Annotated in this window: 21 protein-coding genes; 2 read left to right on the top strand and 19 right to left on the bottom strand. The window is 35.5% G+C overall.

Going from position 1 to position 17,904, the window contains the following annotated elements; all coding sequences use genetic code 11:
* Positions 1-197: 197 nt before the first annotated feature.
* On the top strand, positions 198-407 hold the full coding sequence (locus OPR43_RS02315; protein WP_209473065.1) for a hypothetical protein: 210 nt from the start codon (positions 198-200) through the stop codon (positions 405-407).
* 77 nt (positions 408-484) lie between these two features.
* Positions 485-3,511: a host RNA manipulator TomO gene (locus OPR43_RS02310; RefSeq protein ID WP_458694438.1), complete on the top strand. Its 3,027-nt coding sequence runs from the start codon at positions 485-487 to the stop codon at positions 3,509-3,511.
* 109 nt (positions 3,512-3,620) lie between these two features.
* On the opposite strand, the gene OPR43_RS02305 is transcribed toward OPR43_RS02310, so the two are convergent.
* From OPR43_RS02305 to OPR43_RS02215, 19 genes are all read right to left on the bottom strand, one after another.
* Positions 3,621-5,024: a WD_0033/WD_0034 family tandem repeat-containing protein gene (locus OPR43_RS02305; RefSeq protein WP_265035292.1), complete on the bottom strand. Its 1,404-nt coding sequence runs from the start codon at positions 5,022-5,024 to the stop codon at positions 3,621-3,623.
* 64 nt (positions 5,025-5,088) lie between these two features.
* Positions 5,089-6,582: a recombinase family protein gene (locus OPR43_RS02300; protein WP_265035290.1), complete on the bottom strand. Its 1,494-nt coding sequence runs from the start codon at positions 6,580-6,582 to the stop codon at positions 5,089-5,091.
* A gap of 9 nt (positions 6,583-6,591) precedes the next feature.
* A complete protein-coding gene (locus tag OPR43_RS02295) occupies positions 6,592-7,023 on the bottom strand; it encodes a DUF2924 domain-containing protein (RefSeq protein WP_265035288.1) in 432 nt (143 codons plus the stop codon).
* 44 nt (positions 7,024-7,067) lie between these two features.
* Positions 7,068-7,649: an ankyrin repeat domain-containing protein gene (locus tag OPR43_RS02290; protein ID WP_320157055.1), complete on the bottom strand. Its 582-nt coding sequence runs from the start codon at positions 7,647-7,649 to the stop codon at positions 7,068-7,070.
* 184 nt (positions 7,650-7,833) lie between these two features.
* A complete protein-coding gene (locus OPR43_RS02285; protein WP_264377815.1) occupies positions 7,834-8,406 on the bottom strand; it encodes an ankyrin repeat domain-containing protein in 573 nt (190 codons plus the stop codon).
* Positions 8,407-8,467: 61 nt separating this feature from the next.
* Entirely contained in the window at positions 8,468-9,208 is a 741-nt protein-coding gene (locus OPR43_RS02280) for an ankyrin repeat domain-containing protein (protein WP_265029654.1), read from the bottom strand.
* 168 nt (positions 9,209-9,376) lie between these two features.
* Positions 9,377-10,537, bottom strand: a complete 1,161-nt coding sequence (locus OPR43_RS02275; RefSeq protein WP_265035286.1) for a phage tail protein — start codon at positions 10,535-10,537, stop codon at positions 9,377-9,379.
* On the bottom strand, positions 10,537-11,337 hold the full coding sequence (locus OPR43_RS02270) for a baseplate assembly protein (RefSeq protein WP_108784551.1): 801 nt from the start codon (positions 11,335-11,337) through the stop codon (positions 10,537-10,539). The genes OPR43_RS02275 and OPR43_RS02270 overlap by 1 nt, the downstream gene beginning before the upstream one ends.
* Before the next feature lie 2 nt (positions 11,338-11,339).
* Positions 11,340-11,675, bottom strand: coding sequence for a GPW/gp25 family protein (locus OPR43_RS02265; protein ID WP_015588269.1), 336 nt, complete (start codon positions 11,673-11,675; stop codon positions 11,340-11,342).
* Between the two features lie 2 nt (positions 11,676-11,677).
* Complete coding sequence (locus OPR43_RS02260; protein WP_015588268.1) at positions 11,678-11,932, bottom strand: PAAR domain-containing protein; 255 nt, start codon at positions 11,930-11,932, stop codon at positions 11,678-11,680.
* Positions 11,929-12,393, bottom strand: a complete 465-nt coding sequence (locus OPR43_RS02255) for a phage baseplate assembly protein V (protein ID WP_265035284.1) — start codon at positions 12,391-12,393, stop codon at positions 11,929-11,931. The genes OPR43_RS02260 and OPR43_RS02255 overlap by 4 nt, the downstream gene beginning before the upstream one ends.
* Positions 12,380-12,862: a hypothetical protein gene (locus tag OPR43_RS02250; protein ID WP_015588266.1), complete on the bottom strand. Its 483-nt coding sequence runs from the start codon at positions 12,860-12,862 to the stop codon at positions 12,380-12,382. The genes OPR43_RS02255 and OPR43_RS02250 overlap by 14 nt, the downstream gene beginning before the upstream one ends.
* A 9-nt stretch (positions 12,863-12,871) precedes the next feature.
* Positions 12,872-13,360 (bottom strand): phage tail protein, encoded by a 489-nt coding sequence (locus OPR43_RS02245; RefSeq protein ID WP_265035282.1) that lies wholly within the window; start codon positions 13,358-13,360, stop codon positions 12,872-12,874.
* Positions 13,361-13,666: a head-tail joining protein gene (locus tag OPR43_RS02240; RefSeq protein WP_015588264.1), complete on the bottom strand. Its 306-nt coding sequence runs from the start codon at positions 13,664-13,666 to the stop codon at positions 13,361-13,363.
* A gap of 97 nt (positions 13,667-13,763) precedes the next feature.
* Positions 13,764-14,768 (bottom strand): major capsid protein, encoded by a 1,005-nt coding sequence (locus OPR43_RS02235; RefSeq protein WP_019236398.1) that lies wholly within the window; start codon positions 14,766-14,768, stop codon positions 13,764-13,766.
* Positions 14,769-14,800: 32 nt separating this feature from the next.
* Positions 14,801-15,169, bottom strand: coding sequence for a head decoration protein (locus OPR43_RS02230; protein WP_265035280.1), 369 nt, complete (start codon positions 15,167-15,169; stop codon positions 14,801-14,803).
* Between the two features lie 67 nt (positions 15,170-15,236).
* Entirely contained in the window at positions 15,237-16,271 is a 1,035-nt protein-coding gene (locus OPR43_RS02225; RefSeq protein WP_019236400.1) for a S49 family peptidase, read from the bottom strand.
* A complete protein-coding gene (locus tag OPR43_RS02220; protein WP_141456763.1) occupies positions 16,271-17,677 on the bottom strand; it encodes a phage portal protein in 1,407 nt (468 codons plus the stop codon). Before OPR43_RS02220 ends, OPR43_RS02225 begins: the two co-directional genes overlap by 1 nt.
* Positions 17,678-17,902 carry a gpW family head-tail joining protein gene (locus tag OPR43_RS02215; RefSeq protein ID WP_019236402.1) on the bottom strand — a complete coding sequence of 75 codons (225 nt, stop codon included), beginning with the start codon at positions 17,900-17,902 and terminating at the stop codon, positions 17,678-17,680.
* Positions 17,903-17,904 lie beyond the last annotated feature (2 nt).

Genomic DNA, 17,904 nt, shown 5'->3' with positions numbered 1-17,904 from the left:
AACTTTTTTATATGGTGATTTTATTATACGCTAAAATTAGCTATATTGGCTCACTTTCTCTAAATCTGCGTACGAACTGGCTTGCCTAACTTTGTTGCAAAAATTCCAGGCTCTTATTTTCATAACCCTGTTTTTGTGCAACTTATTCTCACAAATATACGTACTTTTTTAGATTTTTGGACAAGTAAATAATTAAATTGTTGTTGCTACTAGTTATTGCAATATTTTACCTAAAAAATGCTCATTCAAAAAATATTGCTTGTATCGTGGAAGGCGGAGAGATGGATGATAATGATAGCCTATTTGTCAAGGAATTAATGATTTGCTTGGCAAGATTATTGTTTGGCGCTATACTTAATTGGTTATTAGTAGGAGATAAGATATGGTTAATCAAACTGACTCTCTAGATTTAAGTTGTGTTAATTTGGGCACAGAAGAAAATCAAGAAATAACCAAAGATCGTCGCTATTCTGGAGATTAAGGCATCAAAGAAAAGGAAGAGTTTGAAGTTTTAGATGGCGAAAATCAAGAGATACAAGCTAATCTATGTGATACACTCCCTGAAGATCTGAGTCTAGAGAATGCAATACTTACAAACTTTCCTGATGGTTGTGATAGATCATTTACTGTAGAGTCGAAAGATGAAGATTCATATGACATTATTCCTAAAAATTTAACTTTAACTAAAATAATAAATATCTTAAATCAAGCTATAAGGGAAGATGATTGTGAAGAATTAGACAGGGTTGTACAAAATATTGAAAATTATGAAGGCAGGTCTATTATTCTGGATAATGTAAATTTAAAGAGTTTTTGTGAGCAACAACTTAACTTAGATTTACGAGGTAGAAGCGATCACCAGCATATATACTCAAATATACTATCACAGTATAATTTTGATCAGGAGAATTTCAAGTGTGATTATTTAGTAAAAGAATTGGTATTAATGGCAATTGCAGCTAATAATAAGCTGATAGAACAATATCAGGGCATACTTTTTGCTGAAGGAAATTTGAGTCTTTTACCTTTACTTGTTGGTGGTCAAAAATATATTGAAGCTTTTATAGGAAAATTCCATGGTACCGATTGGATTTATAGAGGATTAAAAGATCAAGCCATACAATTTATTGAACCTAATAAGATTGGCTTCTTCTCAGCTATAGCATTAAGAAAAGAACGAAATTTATTAGACACAGTTTTTGTTGAATTCATCTTAAAAGATCTTGAACAAGTATTAAAAACAAGTAATCCTGATCCTTTGTATGGTGTGCTTGAAACAGCATCTCTGATCGAAAATGAAGAATTTATCGTGATAGTGCTAGGTGCGTTTGAAGGATATATTAATAATCCGGATAAAAAAGATCTGTTAAAAAACAGTTTTGTTACTTTGTTAGAAACTGCGATAAGCCAAGAACACATATCTGTCGTTGAATACTTGTGTAAACGATACACTAATAGTGCAGATCGTGCCATTTATAATGTATATAAACAAGCATTTACAGATGATAAAGTTATTACAATACTAAGGCAACAGATCCTGAAAAACATAGGAACTCGTGGCAGAAAAGAAATTTATGATTTAATTCTGAAAACCGCATTGGATGCTGGCAATGTTACATTTATTGAGTACATATGCAAAGAATGTGCTGAAAGCGTCAATGATGTTATTAATTATCTTGATCATAAACTTAAAAATAACGAATTTGATGAAACATATGAATCGGTTCTAGTTGCATTGTCTAATATTGAAAACATAAACGTTATAGTCAATGTACTTTCTTACACTAAAAAAATCTATCAAAACGTATCACATAAGCAAGTAGTCAGGCAAGCCATACGGAATATACTGAGAAGTGCAACACACTACTCAACAGGCCAAGAAGATTACTCCTTAGTCAAGGAAGTATGTTACTTATACACAGAAGAGGGTGCAATTAACGTAATTTTTCAAGAGGAGTGTGGGATTTTTAAATCTAGCATAGAAAAGCGCATAGAAGACCTGGAAAAGGAAAATAAATTATTACAATCTGAAGCTTTACGTGAATATAATTACAGCTATTTGCCAGGTATTGTAAATGGATTAGCTCAGACTGCTTACATAGCATATGATGAATACACTAAAGATCCAAAAAACAATAAACGTCAAAAGAATATTGATCTAATATTCAGTTTAATGCAAATTAGAAATATTCTACAATTTTCCATTGATATGCAAGAATGTTCCTGTCATGAACGTCAAGATTTGTGGGATGAAATGTACCAAACTCCTGGAACTTTTATAATACGAAAAAGAAGTAATAACGTTGCAGATGAATTAGAAATTCCAGTTATAACAAAAGATGTTCTTGCACAAAAGGGAGAAAGTGATATACTAGATGGCATGGTGGTTTCAATAATGGGGCTTATAAGTGATAATTTTAAGGAGGATAGAATGCATAGTAGTGACCAAAATACAAGAAAAGAGTTGTCTGATGCTATCTTCAGTCTTGATTCTCAAGCAGTAAAATGTTTAGTAGAACGGATAAAGCAAGAGGACAATAATGCAGAACAAATCATTAATTGGGCTTTGAAGAAAGCTGGTGAGACACAAGTTGGGAAGAAAGATCAAGAGTCTAAAAATAAGATTAAAGAAATCAGAGAATTTCTTGCAGTAGAAAGTAAAAGTATTGGTGCTGCTGCAGGTAGCCAAGAAGTCCCTGTGGTAGAGCTTAAAGAAAGTGAATCAGATTCACCGAATTCTGAGGATGATGGTTATTCTAAGCTTGAAAGTGATAAGTCTGCTGGGGATTCTTCAGGTTCTAGTATTAATTATCCATTTGAAGAAATTAATGAAGTAGGAATATCTGTAATTGAAACAATAGGGTCTGTAGCTACTGCAATAGCGTCAAAAATGCCTTCAATGGCCACTGAAGAATCTAAATCCGAGCCTGATAACCTAAATGACGAGCAAGATGATCAGCAAAATTTAACAGTACCTACAGTATCAAGTTCTGTAAGTGAGGATGTTTCGACATCTAGAAGTGATGGAAAAGAGTCTGTAGTAATTACACAAGGCAGCCAAAATGATGGTGAACATGATAAAGTCATGCCTGAAGAGCACCAAGATGATGCTGCTATGCAAAACACGCAACCAAAAACTTTAGTTGTTGACAGCAAGCCTAGCAATACAGGTGTTGAGGGTGATGAGAAAAAACAAGCTCTTGTTCAGCCTACTGAACCTGTGTCAAAAAATGCTCAAGGCAACAGCAAACAACCTAGTTATCCAAACAAAAACAACCCTGCTCCACAAGATGCAAAAAGTAAGTTGCCTGTGATAGCTGCTTCTATGTTAGCAATAACCGGAGTTGCTACAGGAATAGCTATTGCAGTTTATTTAGAAATGTTAGCAGTGGGAATAGCAGTTGGAGCTTGTTGTCTGGTTGCCGCTACAATTGTATATTGCCATAGCAGGCCTTCAAGTTCCCTTGAAAATAGCAATGTTCAAGAAAAAATAGCGAGAGATGTTACTTAAATATTCAGTGATTCCATAATAATTCAGAGATTCTTCTAAATAGATTATCTTATTTCGTTTTTTAAAGTTTTTGCTTGGTGATCATGAATATTCTACCACTCTTTTGAATTTATATCTGGTTTAAAGAAAACTTAACAATTGGTTGTTCTATATCTTCCACTTTTTCTAGCTTTGTGCCGGGCTTTATGGCATTATACAGCGCAAAACCTATACACGCCAATCCAGCTATTCCCACAACTGCTACTACTACAGGCATTTTCATGATATACAATGCAATGCTGCTTACCAGTAACACTACACCAGCACTACCGACCACGATTGCCTGTCTTTGTTGTATTAGCAGTTTTTCTTTTTCATCTGCAGTATTTCCTTTGCCAAATTCACTATAAAAATATGGTTTGGAAGAAGAAAGGCTATCAGAGGCATTTAGACCTTGTGCAACAGTTTCTGTTGAAGCAGTGGTACTTTTTTCGTATATTAATTGATTGTCATCTTCATAATCTCCTATTAAAGGTACAAAGTCAACAGCACTTTTATGCTCTATAGTCGATGTATTCAGATTATCTTTACATTCTTCCTCATATACTAAGTCACGCATAAGTTTCTCTTTTGATTCTAAATCAATTGTAATTGCCTCTTTTTGCTGTTTTGCAATCGTTAATGGTTCTTTCTCTTTGCCTGCAGCATCGATGTCACAACATAGTTTGGGAAATAGGTTGTCAGAAGCGTTTAGCTCTTGCTCATCGAAAGAGTTCTCAGCTTCTTTGTTGCTTTCACACATGAGAGGATTTTCACTTTCTATTAAAATATTTCGAGCTTCTTCACTGCTTACAATCCTAGATTCATGTATTTCATAGTCTTTATTGACATCTTCACATCTAGTTTCAGCATTATCACTTACAGGCATATCATTTTTAACTTCTATATTTAGAATTTCTTCAAATTCCTTGAGGATCTTTGCACTTTCTTTGCAATTGTGTTTATTAGCATAGTCAAGTAGTGTATAGCTTATTTCTTGGTTTTCTGCTTTCTCCACTTTCACTTTCTGGTTGAGAATTTCTTCTAAAATACCATTCTTTTTAGAAGCTTCTAGAACTGTTCTAATAGCTTTACTATTTTCCATGCAGGATACCAGTGCCGTGTAAGTTATTGTTAGACCATTTGGCAATTTTTGGGTCAATTTCTCACTAAGAACATCCTGTAAAATTCCTTGATTTATTGCTTCTTGTAAAAGCTCCTCAAAAGCTTGATTATTTTTATAGAACATAGATTGGCACAGTAGCGTCAGAGTCCCTTCCTTTTCCTCATCCTTGTAAATTATTTTTTTTGTAAGAAGTTTCTGTATGTTGTAATTAGATTTATTAAATTTCTCACTAATATTTTCACCGTTTTCTATCTTCTTTAATAGCTTGAAAAGCTTTTTTTTATCTTCATTTGTAAAATTATCCTGATCACCTGCCAGCTTATAGGTTATATTTTTTTCGTTCTTGGTCTTTTTGAACTTTGGCATCATATTTCTTTCTCTACAACATTTAATTTTATAAATTAGTTACATTAATAACTTATTAATTGCTTAATTAAGGCACCAATTTGTAAAACTTATCCATCTGCTCACTCCATAGCATTGGTATTTCTCTCAAGTCAACCAACTTCAAATCTCTTGGCTGTCTCCCATTCACTATGTCTTCCTTAATCTTTGGTGCTAAATAATTTAACCTTAAAATTTGCTGTATACGTCTTGTACCTATATTAATTTTGGCACTCAGTTCTCCTACACTTGCATATTTCCCTTCTTCTAGTTGCCGTTTCCATAGGTGGGCTCTTACCACTCCTTTCAGTAGCGCATTGTTTGTTTTGCCTTCTGGTTCTATTACTGTGCATTTCTTTCCTTTCTTTTTTAACCACATTGGTATAAATTCCACCTTATCCTCTAAACACACTTCTATTTCATCTTCTTTTACCATCACTCCCTTTATTAACTTTTTCACTACTTCTTTCTGTCTTCTAAAACTTAAATTTTTCCATTTTTCTTCGGTCTTTTCTTTCCAATTTTCATATAGCTGCTCCGCTCTCTTCATTACTTCTTTTTCTACTTCTCCTGCTACTATTGTTCGGTTCACTGATCCACAATCCTTCCCCCTTAAATGGTTATTGCACACATAATATCGGTACCTTTTATTCTCCTTTTTTGAGTATGTCAGCGTCATATTTACACCGCAGTTCTTGCACTTAATTATTCCTCTAAGCAGCGCTTCCTCATATTTTGCTTTTCTATATGGCTGATTCCTTATTAATTCTTGTGCTTTTTGCCATTTTTCTTCCTCTATTATTGCTTCATGCTTTCCTTCATACTCTTTCTCATAATGTCTTATCTTTCCCACATATATTGGATTTGTTATTATTCTCCTCACCGTTGCCTTTTTAAAGATATCTGATTTTGTTCGGTATCCTTCTCTGTTTAACTCTCTTGCCAACTCTGCCATTGACTTCAGCTCCAAATATCTTTCAAATATATGCTTTACTGTTTTTGCTTCTTTCTCATTTATTATTAACTCTTTATCTTTTACATCATACCCAAATGGCAAAGTTCCTCCCATCCATAATCCTTGCTCTTTTGATGTTGCTATTTTATTTTTTACTCTCTCTACAATCATCTCTCTTTCTAGTTGTGCTGCTCCTGATAACACTGTTTGTACAAACTTTCCCATTGGCGTATTATTGTCAAATATCTGCGTTACTGCTACAAAATTTACTCGGTGCCTTCTAAAAAATGACGTTACTTCGATGCTGTCCTTTGTTTCCCTTGATAACCTGTCTAGCGTATATACTACCACACAGTCCACTTCTCCTGCCTTTACATCTTCAAACAACTCCCTTATTGCTGATCTTTCTAAATTTTTTCCTGAAAATCCGCCATCATCGTACCTTTTGGGCAATACTACCCACCCTTCTCTGCTCTTTATGTACTTTTCACATGCTACTCGCTGCGCATCAAGACTATTAAACTTTTGTTCTAGCCCATCCTCATTTGATTTTCTTGTATATATCGCACACCTTACCTCTTTTAGCATTCTCTCTCCTCAATTTCCACTTTTATCACGCATCCCGAATAATAAAGGTCCGTTGTAGCTCATTCCCATTATTTTTCCTGCCACTGCTGATAATGACGTGTAAAATTCTTCTCTGTAGATCAATCCTGTATCCACTACCATTATTGCATGCGTTTCTTCACCCCTTTCTAATATCAGCTCTGTTCCCACTGCTGGCAGTTTATCGCTACTTATTCTTTTTCCCTTCTCTAGCCAATCTGCTAGGTATTCCAGTCTTTTGGCACCTTTTCTTGACATTTCTCCATACGCTTTCTCCTGTATCCTATACGCCAATCTTGGTATCAGATATTTCTTTGAGTATCTAGGTGCCTCTTCCTCAAATACCTTCTTCCATATTTTCCTCAGCTCTTCCAACGCTTTTTTCTCTAAACATTTTACCTCTTTTTCTACTTTTTTTTCCATATAATCACCTTTTCAAACACAGCACTTCTGAATTTTTAAAAACGCTATAGCACTTTTTCATCCACAGTTTCTAGCTCCTCCTTTGCCACTATCACACCTGCTGCCGTGCTTTCCGATACAACCCTTACTCTTTCTATAAACTCTCTCTGCTTATTTGCCATTTTTACGTTCTCTAACACTTCTTTTATCTCTTTACTATTTCTCGCATAATCCATTGGCGTTTTGCCAGATTTATCCTTTTGCTCTACATTCCCTCCCGCTTTTACTAGCTCTTCTACTATTTTTATCTCTGCCACCATGCAGGCAAGATGCAACGGAGCAAATTTGCTACTTCGTTCCACTGCGTTTACATCGACTCCTGCCTTTATCAGCTCTTTTATATTTTCTAGACGTTGCCCCATCACTGCTAGGTGTAGTGGTCTATATTTCCCGGCATCTGCTGCATCTACATCTGCTCCCTTTTTGATTAATAATTTCACTTTTTTTGGATCTGGCATTCCCACCGCGTAATGTAGTATCGTCCTTCCTTTTGTGTCTTTTTTATTAATATCTTCTATTGAGTTATCTAATACTTCTTTCCACGCCTTATTAAACTCTTCTCTTTCTTTCTGACTAAATTTTACCATAACTTTCCTCAGCTATTAATGCAATATAAAGTGGCTCCAATTTGGCTCACTTTAGCGCTTAGCAAATCTTGTTTATTTACCAGCTACTTTTTCACTTAGGGCTGTTTTGGCATAAAAAGCAAGTTTTTTTTGCTAAATTTACACATTTTTTCCACATATTATATTAAGATATAAATCTATATGCTTAATCTGTTAAATCTACCTCCTCTAGTTGTAATTCATTTACGTTTCGTTTCTCCATTACCTCCTCTATTGCCTTGTTTGCTTCTCCATACATCACTTCTACATCTCTCATATTCACTCCCTTCTTTTCTAGATAACTTGTCACTTTCGGGTAAATTTTTGCATAGTTTAGTGGGCTACATCCAAATTTATCTACTGTATCAAGATCTCCTCCTGCATTTATCAGCTCTTCTATTGTTCCTATTCTTCTTGCTAAACAGGCTAAGTGTAGTGGTACTGCTTTATTGTTTGATTTTGCATTTACTGTAGCTCCTCCTTCTATCAGCACTTTCACATTTTTTCTTCTTCCTAAAAACGCTGCTAGGTGCAACGGTGTCTCGCCTCTATTGTTTCTATCGTTTGTACCTGCTCCTTTTTCTATTAATAACTTTATTACTTCTGGCTCTGACACCTGTGCTGCTCGGTGCAATATTGTGCAACCTGCTGCGTCTTTTTCATTTATTTGTTGAAACCTGTTTTCTGATAATGCTTTCAATAACCTATCAAAAACATTCCTTGCTTCTTTCCTTGACATAACATACCTCACTTTCCCTTTGAAATTTTCGCAACCAAACTCTTTTTTTTGAGCTCCCTCCTCACCACATCTTGCTTAAGTCTGCCTTCAACACTTCATCTATCATTTCGTTCACTTGGCTCATTATCTTGCTTGCTAAATTTTTACATTCTTCCTTTATTAGTGACTTATCTTTCTTCCTTATTTCTCCTATCTCTATTATTTTTAACTCAGGTAAATAGCTCCTATTCAACATGTCTGCTATTTCTCTCACTAGCATCTCTATTCCATAGCACGTCAGTTCTCTACTTTTTGTTATTCCTCCTTGTTCTCTTAAGAATTTACTTGCCTTTTCACTCTCTTTGCTATCACATAGACGATACTTTTCACTTTCCCATATGTAATACATTGGTGTTGCACCGTACTTATTCAGTTGATTAACTTCAGCTCCGGCCTTTACTAGCTCTTTTATTATTTCAATTCCTGCTCCTCCTATTTTGCATGCAGAGTGCAATGGCGTACATCCACTGACATATTGAGTGGCATTTACTTCTGCTCCTTCCCTTAGCAGTACTTTTACATTTTCTAAGCTTTTCGCAAATACTGCACAGTGTAGTGGTGTATAACCCTTTTTATCTCTTGCATTAACATTTGCTCCTTTATTTATTAATAACCTTACTGTTTTGTAATCAGAGATTTCTACTGCTTGGTGTAATATCGTCTCTCCTTCTTCATTTCTTTTATTAATATTTTTAAATCCGTTACTTGATACTTCTTTAAAAAACTTACTAAAAGATTCTCTCTTTTCTTCGTTGAACCCCATTGCATACCTCACAAAATTAGCTTTTCTAGCGCCAGACAAATTTCTTATGTTTACCTGCTGCTATTCAAGTCATGTCCGTTTTAGCATGAGAAAGCAAGTCTTTTTCTTTTTATTTCATACACTTTTACCTATTATTAACATAATATATGAGGATATAAATATAAGTACTTAACTTATTATAGATATTACTTGACTATTTTTCCAACTTCTGTTCAAATGTCGATGTTCGTGCCACGTTAGTACGCCTGGGTAAAATACCAAAATGTAACTTTCTAACTCGTGTATTGCGTCCTTTTGCTTTAAATCTAAATTGTTTTCAAAATGAACATAGTGTTCTGCCACACCAAATCTTATAACTTTCTGGTTGGTAAAATCTTCTACTTTGTAGTGGTGAGTAACGCTAAACCTTTCTAAAATTGGCTTGTATTTTAAATTCCACAGTTGTTCAGATAGTTTGCTACTTCCTAGTAAAAATTTACTTCCTTTTTCTTCCACACTACCAACTGGAAAACATGCGTTTATTTCCCCCAAGTTCCAGCTATCTGATAATACTATCTGCGCTTTCGCAAACTTAATCTCAGGTAATAAGCTCTGTGGTAGCGGATATAGCGCTTTGAAGTTATACCACACATGATTTCTTTCATAAATACCGTTATAATTCTTTGTGTGAGGCTCGGTTTCTCCAAGTATTGCTACATCTAGGCGATATATATCATTGCTTAAAGCTCGTTCATAATGATCGCGTAGATAGTTTTCTATAATCCTAATAACTGGACCACTAGACCTGAAAAAATTTACTCTCCCAAATGATAACACTGGTCCATCTTTTTCTATTTTTACCCCTGAATAATCAGAAAGAAGATCTCCAAATAAACTCTCATCCAATATAAATCTCTGCACATTATAATAATCGTTAAAAATCCTCATCAACCTCGATCTTACAGGCAGTGATAGTTTTGCCAGCTCTACTACTGCATCTACGAAGAAGTCATTTGGTACCTCTTTTATCCCTACTTGCAACTCAAAAAAGTGTTTACCGGGTGGTTCTTCGATGATTGTAATGTCTTCTATATTTGCCCACTTGAGTGCTATTTTAAGTGATTTAGGTGTTCCTCGCAGTCTTTGAAATTTTACTCCTTCTACTACTGCTTTTCTTCTATCTTTTACCCAGCGTAGTATTTCTTCTAAACCATATTCTTCTATTATCCACGGCAATGTTTCTTCTTCCAATCTAAATTTAAATCCTCTAATACAGCTTGGATCAACCTTATAATCTATCGCATCTACTAGCGCTTTTTCCTGTTTTGTTGCATTTGGTGGCAATAACATTAATTCAACTCAATCTTTAAATTTTTCAAATTTGCAGATTCATTTCCCAGAACCACAACATCCTCTCTTGGCTCGATCAATTCCACATTTTCTACACCATCTACAAATAGATTCGCTATTATCCATGATCTTGTTACACTCCACCCTAATCTTTTTGCTAATTCAAACTTCTTAATAAACTGCTTCTTGATTTCTTCCTCTGATATTACAGGACTCATGCTCATTCTGCTGTGAATATCTATTTCCGTAATATTGCAACCAATTACTGTTATCGTATCTGTTAAAACCCTTATATCATCTCTAGTAACCTGCTTTTTTACAATTTCTAGTAGTTCTTCTGACACTATGCCAGTTGTGGATAATTGTGTTGATAAGATTGAAATTTGTACTTTCCCTGGTATAGGTGATTCTACTAATGCATCTTTTACTCTACTATCTGCTGACAGTGCCTGATAACGATAATACTCTTTACTTCCTCCTGTACTCCAGCCTTTTATTTTTGCTTTTATTCTTTTTCTAAATCGTTCGTCCTCTTCTTCTTTTTCTCTCTCTACTCCATAAAATTCAGCTAAATTACCAAGATCTTCTCCCGTTGCAAATTTTAGTAAATTACTTTTTACAGCTTCATTTATTCTTTCTCTGAGTAACAACTCTCTCCATGCTGCCACCTCCAGAATCTTTATCGCTGGATCACTTTCAACTAATGCTGTAAAACTTGTGTCTCGATTTACTAACTCTTCTTTCATTCTCGAAAATATTTCCTCATAGCTTAGTTTTTCAATAATATTAGATGTTTGCATTTCTAAACAACTACTCCACTAATATTTATGAACTTGCCTTCTGAAAGATACATACCTTCAAGTACAAGAGTCATTTTTCCTTCTTTAGCTTCAGCAATCTTTACTTTTTCTAACTTAAATCTCTTCTCAAATTTCCCCAGTGCTTCTGCTGTTGCTGCATAGATCTTCAAAGTAAAATCTCTACTGATTGGTTTATCCACTAATTCAAATAATCTTGAGCCATAATCTCTCCTCATTATTCTACTGTTAATAGGAGTGGTCAGTATATCAATTATCGACTGCTTTAAGTGCTCTATTCCTTCTAACGTTTTTCCTGTTTTAGCATCCATACCCTTCATTTCTATTTTGCAAAGACGCTTTCACTGCCTTTTATTACTTTAAACCCACATGAAACTATATCTCCTACTCTTCCTACACCAAGACCATTTGCAAACACTGTTTTTGATCCTTCAGTTAATGCTCTTCCTTCACTAAAACTGTCTCCTTGTCTACACATTGACTTACCGTTTACAAAAACATTATTACTTCCGCTAATGCAGAAATGTGGTATAGCTTCTCCACAGTAGTCTCCTAACCTCACTATTCCTTTGTTCAATTTAAGTAGATCCTTTCTGCTTTCAGTTTTATTCCACTTTTTGTCATTTCTATGCTCGATTCCCCAGCTTTCAGTGTTATTTTATCTACTACTTCAATCTCTAAATGATGTTTTTCCTTATCATATAACAATCTTGTTCCATCTTGAAACTTCACACTATTTATTTCTTTTTTATTCTCTGGTGCAGGGTATTTTTCCTGATATATTCCTCCTAATACCACTCCTAATGATAGTTCACCAAGAGGAGAAAATATCATAACCTGTTCATCAATATCTGGCGGAGACCAATCTCTATCTTTTCCTGCTTTACTTGTTATCCACGGTAAATAATCTGTTAAAAATTCTCCTATTTTCACTCTTACTTTTGCTTTTTCATAATCTATTTCTTTTACAATTCCTATACGAATAACGTTTGCTAGCTTCCTATTCAGCTCTGAAATCGCAAAACTATGATCCAACATTTATATTTCCTACGTTTATTGTATGTGGTTTAATTTTCCCCTCTTCCCATACTGATTTACCTAAATGAAGCTGATGACTCCAATCAACCATCCACACTAAATATGCATCGAGCTCTGGCCTAAATCCGTCAATTTCCGCAGAGATAAATTCTCCTGGTGAAACATTTTCCACATTCCAAGTATTTTTATTTACTACTCTCGCAACCTCAGCAGCTAATGTTCTAACAACTACCGAGGAATCCTCTACTGTTCCATCAACTACAATCCTCGCCTCAAACCTGGCTTTCAATGCTAATTCATCAGTACCTGCATCTTTACCTGGTTCTAAACTTGTTAGTTCTACAAACACCGCTGGCGCTACTAATTCTTTCCTTATTGCTGGATAAATTTCACATGTCTGTATAGCCAGTATTTCTTCCTTCAGTGTGCTGCAAATTGCTTTATGTAAATCTTTCCAGAACTTTGTCATGCATATAATTTAACTCATGTAATGTATAAAATATTTTTCAAATACCTTTTCAACTTCATAATTAACAAGATTCCCTATTATCCTTGAAGCCTCAGGTTCGAGTGGCAACTTAACTTCCTTTATTGGCAATGCTGCCCTTCCTTCACGTTTAAACATACCGCTATTTCCTTTTGGCATAACTGCTGCAAATCCTCCTATAAACTCATGCTTTCCTACTTTCGATCCTCTTCTTGTTTTTTGTATTTTGCCAATTGTCGATGCTCTAATGTCGTAGAGATTTGCTCTAATTAACACTTCTAATCTGCTTATTTTTGCTTTAAAAATTCTTAATCTCTTTCTTATCAAACTTAATTTTATTCTCTTTTCCTCACTAATTTCCTTAGCTGCTTTTGATTTTAGCCATATTGCTGTTTTGTTTAATGCACTCACCGTCACTTTTTCCACTTTTTTCCTTTCAGCATCTATACTTTGTATAATACTACCGGTGTTAATACGCATTTATACTCCTGACGCTCGAATTTTCCATACCATTCCTGAATTATCTTGCAGCGGTGGAGAATATACTTTATATTTACGGTCACCTATAACAAAAATATCTCCTACAATTGGCTGCAGTACATCAAACGCACTTATTTCCAACACTAAAGTTTCTCCTACAAATTGCCCTTCACCAATCTCGTATAATTTATCTGGCTCTTGCTTTAACACCTGTACCATATATGACTTATCCTTTGATTTATATAAAGCCACTTCTCCTAAATGGGCAAAACAATCTTCTAATAATCGCTTAATATTCTCTTGCATATTTCTTTTTGATATACTAACCTTTACACGCTAAGAAAGCGCATACCGGTAGAGTCGTTCTGTGCCTCACCACCTTGTAGTTACTCTACCAGTATTGTTATGCTGCAACGATCTTGACCAAAACGGCCGGGCGGTGGCACATTGGTAGAGGATTTGACTGCGTATGTAAATCGGTCCCTCTATCAAATCTTCTTGGCTCTTGTTTTGCATAGAGTGGCTGTCCGAGAGTATTCACCGTCTCATTAAAGTCTGCTGGTGCAAAATATGTTGTAAACGTGCTTGCTGTTCCTAGTGGAAAACAGTGCCCTGTATCTTTCTCAATAAATCTTCTAACCGTTCCTTCAGGGTCAGTTGCTTGCCCTCTATATTCCTCAAACGTTATGCCACAAAATGTAAACCCTGACCTCATATCATTTCGAAGTGCTGCTCCTTCTTGCCATCTTTCATATGCTTCTTTTACTTTTGCATGAGAAGTTAGTGCATCAAAAAACTCAGGGCTTACCAAGGCATGAATTCCAGTCATATATTCACCACTTAGGTTATCTTCTATATGCCGCAATACTTCCAGACACTTACGTTTTACATCAGTTGTTGCTGTTCCAAGGGCAAAATTTACTACTTTTGGTGTTATTTCAAATTCGTTGTACAGATTTAATAATTCTGACCCATCAGCATCTAAAATTATTCCCTTCAGCGCTCCCATTCGCAAATGCTCTAATGTTATTGCATGTTTGTTTCTCATTAGCTGTAAATGGTCAGTTATTACGTCTGCTAGCGCTTTAAGTTCACTTTCTGATCCAAATGCCCTTATTCCCTGTACTTCCTCTGGTAACACTACATCATCATGCGGAATATGTGGAATCGTAAATGTTCTTACCTTTCTTTTTCCTCTTTTTCCTACTGTTGCTGGCGCCCCTGGTACTTGCGTTGGTAATAAACTTAATACTCCGTTGTGTTCTTCTATGGTAATATGTCTAAATCTTACTGACCTACTTGGAAACAAATTTAGATTTTCAACTCGTCCATAATTTATCGGCAATATATTTATCGCATTTGTTAGTGCCGTCATGCTAAATGCTGTATTTGTAAATGGATTTTGCATTTTTTCTCTCCTTTTTTTCCTATTAATTTTAGTTAAATTCCCTTGCGGACAATGATCCCTCGTGCTTCAAGTTGCTTTATTGCTGCAGCTTTCTGCTCTTCAGTGATATTTGCTGGCCACACAACCGCATGATCTGCTAGTATTGCACAACGAGTAATAATTACTGCTTTAGCATTTTCTGTCGCATTTACATCACTTACTACTGCACCTATCGCTGTTTGTGTACCATCTGTGGCAGTTGGATTTATTATCTTAACCATGCTATCTTTATCGAGAGCCACTACTGTACCAGGCTTTAGGTTCTGCCCTTTTGCTACTGTTATCTGATCTCTTGAATATAGACTTGATGCCTCATACTTTAATAAGTCACCCAGATTATTTTGTTCGCTTATACAACTCATAAATTTCTCTCCTTAACTGCTTACCGCCGCTTTTATCAATGCTATATACGGCGGTTATAAAAATACTTTAACTCCTACGACTTTTCGCTACCTGCATCATCAATTCTTCTCCTGAATTCTGTGGTATTGCACTCAGTATCTCTGTCTTCTTTGTTCTCTCTGCAAGTAATTCCATTAAAACTTCCCTAGCTTGCTCAACACTTACACTTTGCTCAATAAATTCTCCTATCTTTTCTGGCATCTTCGATAAATTACATAAACGTATTAATTCAAGAACTTCAGTACGATACTTGGTTAAATTATCAGTTTCTAGGTCATTTGTAGTTTGTTCATTCATAGTAATACTCCTGTTTTTATTAATAGATGAAAGAATTGTCATTCCGTCTGCAAGGCCTATTTCTACTGCTTTCTCCCCAAAATATAGCCCTGCCTCTGTTGATCGAATCTTTTCAATTGAAAGACCTCTGTTCCTTGCTATTAGCTGCAAAAACATTTCATATAGTCGGTCTACTTCTTTTTGTAAGCTTCCCAGACTTTCAGACGTCATTGGCTCATGTGGGTTTAAATCATTCTTTCGACTACCAGCAAAGATTGTGGTGTACTTAACACCTTGCTTTTCATCAAATCTACTTTGATCTATATGACTTGCTATTACTCCAATACTGCCAACACCAGAAGTTCTGCTCACAAATACCTTCTCAGCGCTTGAAGCTATAGCATATGCAGCAGAGTATGCATCATCATTTGCTATCGCTATTATCCTCTTTTTTGCTCTTGATTCATAAATAAAGTCAGCTAGGTCAAATATACCGTTTACCTCTCCTCCGGGGCTATCTATTTCCAGCATAATTGTCTCTATGCTACTATCTGCTAATGCTTGTTTGATTTGTTCTTCTATTTGCTCATATGATGTCATCCCGAGCATTTCATCAAACGCACCTGGTTTTTTAGTCAAGATTCCATGTATTGCTATAATTGCAGTTCTTTCTACGTTACTTTTGATGGAGTGCTTTATGTTTTTAAACGTGGGATGTTTTTGATTGTTTAATGACAATAGCTCAAAACTCCTTGGTTCAAGCATTAATGGTTTTCCTAAGAGCATCATAATCCTTTACAATCAGAGTCAAACATTAAGTTGAGACTATTTGCACGTTTTTGATCTTCTGCTATTTCTTGATCTATTTCTTCAACATCGTAACCCATTTCTGATACTACTTCCGATCGACTCTTAAATCCATTCCTTACTGCCATTTGCTGCGATTGCTGGTCTTTCAGTGGATCCACCCAATCAAATCCCTGTGGTATCCATTTTACTTCTTCTTTCGCTGCTTTTACTACTTTTTCATCTATACTCAGTTCTCCACAAAACACTGCTAATTCTAGCCATCTATTCCAAATAGGTCTACAAAACTGGAACACTATCACGTTATGCTGTAACATTGCGCACCTTCTGCGAAACTCTATCAACCCTGCCCGAATGGATGAATAATTAACGCTTGTTAAATCTCCTGTTAGCTGCTCATATGTTATTCCTGTACCTATTGCTATTGCCCTCAGTTGCTGTCTCATAAACGCTTCATAACTTCCTCCAACATCTGATGGCTCTGAAAATTTTATGTCCTCTCCTGGGTCTAAAAGCTGCATTGTTCCAGGTTCCAGGCCAGATAGTGCTACTCCTTGCTCACTTGCTTCACCTTCTCCCATGATATTTGCTTCTGGATCAAGTCTCGTAATAAATCCCGCAAACATTGCTGCAGTCTTTTTTCGTACTAATTCTGCATCATCATATTGATCAAGTTCATAGAGCTTTAGCAGTATACTCGAAAGCCATGGCTCTCCTCTAATTTGCCCAGGTCTTAGTGGTCTATAAATATGTAAAACATCATTTGCTGGTACTCTTACTGATTCTCCAAATGAGCCTTCGCCTGGATGTTCTCTAAATAAGTAATATGCTTCTCTTTGCCCAAGCTTGTTAAACTCAATCCCGTTTCTTATTACATTACCATTTGCTAAAGTTTGATTTGTTTTATTGTCTAAATGTTCAGACTCAAGTACTTGCAGTTGTAGTGGTACAGAAAATCTATCTTCCAGCTTTCTCGTTCTTAAACGTACAAAACATTCTCCTCCCTCTATCATACTTCTGCATACTAGAGCTTGTAATCCATAAAAATCACTTACTCCACTACTGTCTGCTTCATCTGTCCATCTTAGCCATAATTCTTGCACCTTCTTTCGAAATTCTCCATCTCTTGCTTTTGATTGTGGTTTTATTCCTGTTCCAATAGAGTTACTTACTATCGTATCAATTATATTTGCAGCGTAAGGATTTTTTCTCACCATATCACGTGATCTACTACGTAAAGTTTCAAGGCTTTGAGACAGCAAATTGTTTATACTTCCTAACTCTGGTTGAAAGTGAAAAAATCTTCTTCCTGAGCCTGCTGCATCCCAGGCTGAACTTTTGATTTTTGGCTTGTTGAATAATTGTTTGAAGGTTTTTAGTAGCATTTATAAAATTCCTTTACTCGTTGAAAAAATAATTTTCCTCTTTGGCTCCACTCCAGCAATCTTTAGCTCAGCTTTAATTCGTTGTCTTAAGTTTAGTAAATCATTTATATCTACTTCTGCATATCTTACCACATGATCACCATATGCAATTGATACTACTCGCTCTCCGTTTTGCAGCTTCTTTATCGCTTCTTCGACTTGAATTAAATAATCTTCGTTATACATTT

This window comes from Wolbachia endosymbiont (group A) of Apoderus coryli, from assembly GCF_947251615.1.
Taxonomy (GTDB): domain Bacteria; phylum Pseudomonadota; class Alphaproteobacteria; order Rickettsiales; family Anaplasmataceae; genus Wolbachia.
Note: the sequence above shows the minus strand (reverse complement) of the source record. Positions and strands in the feature narration are given on the sequence as shown.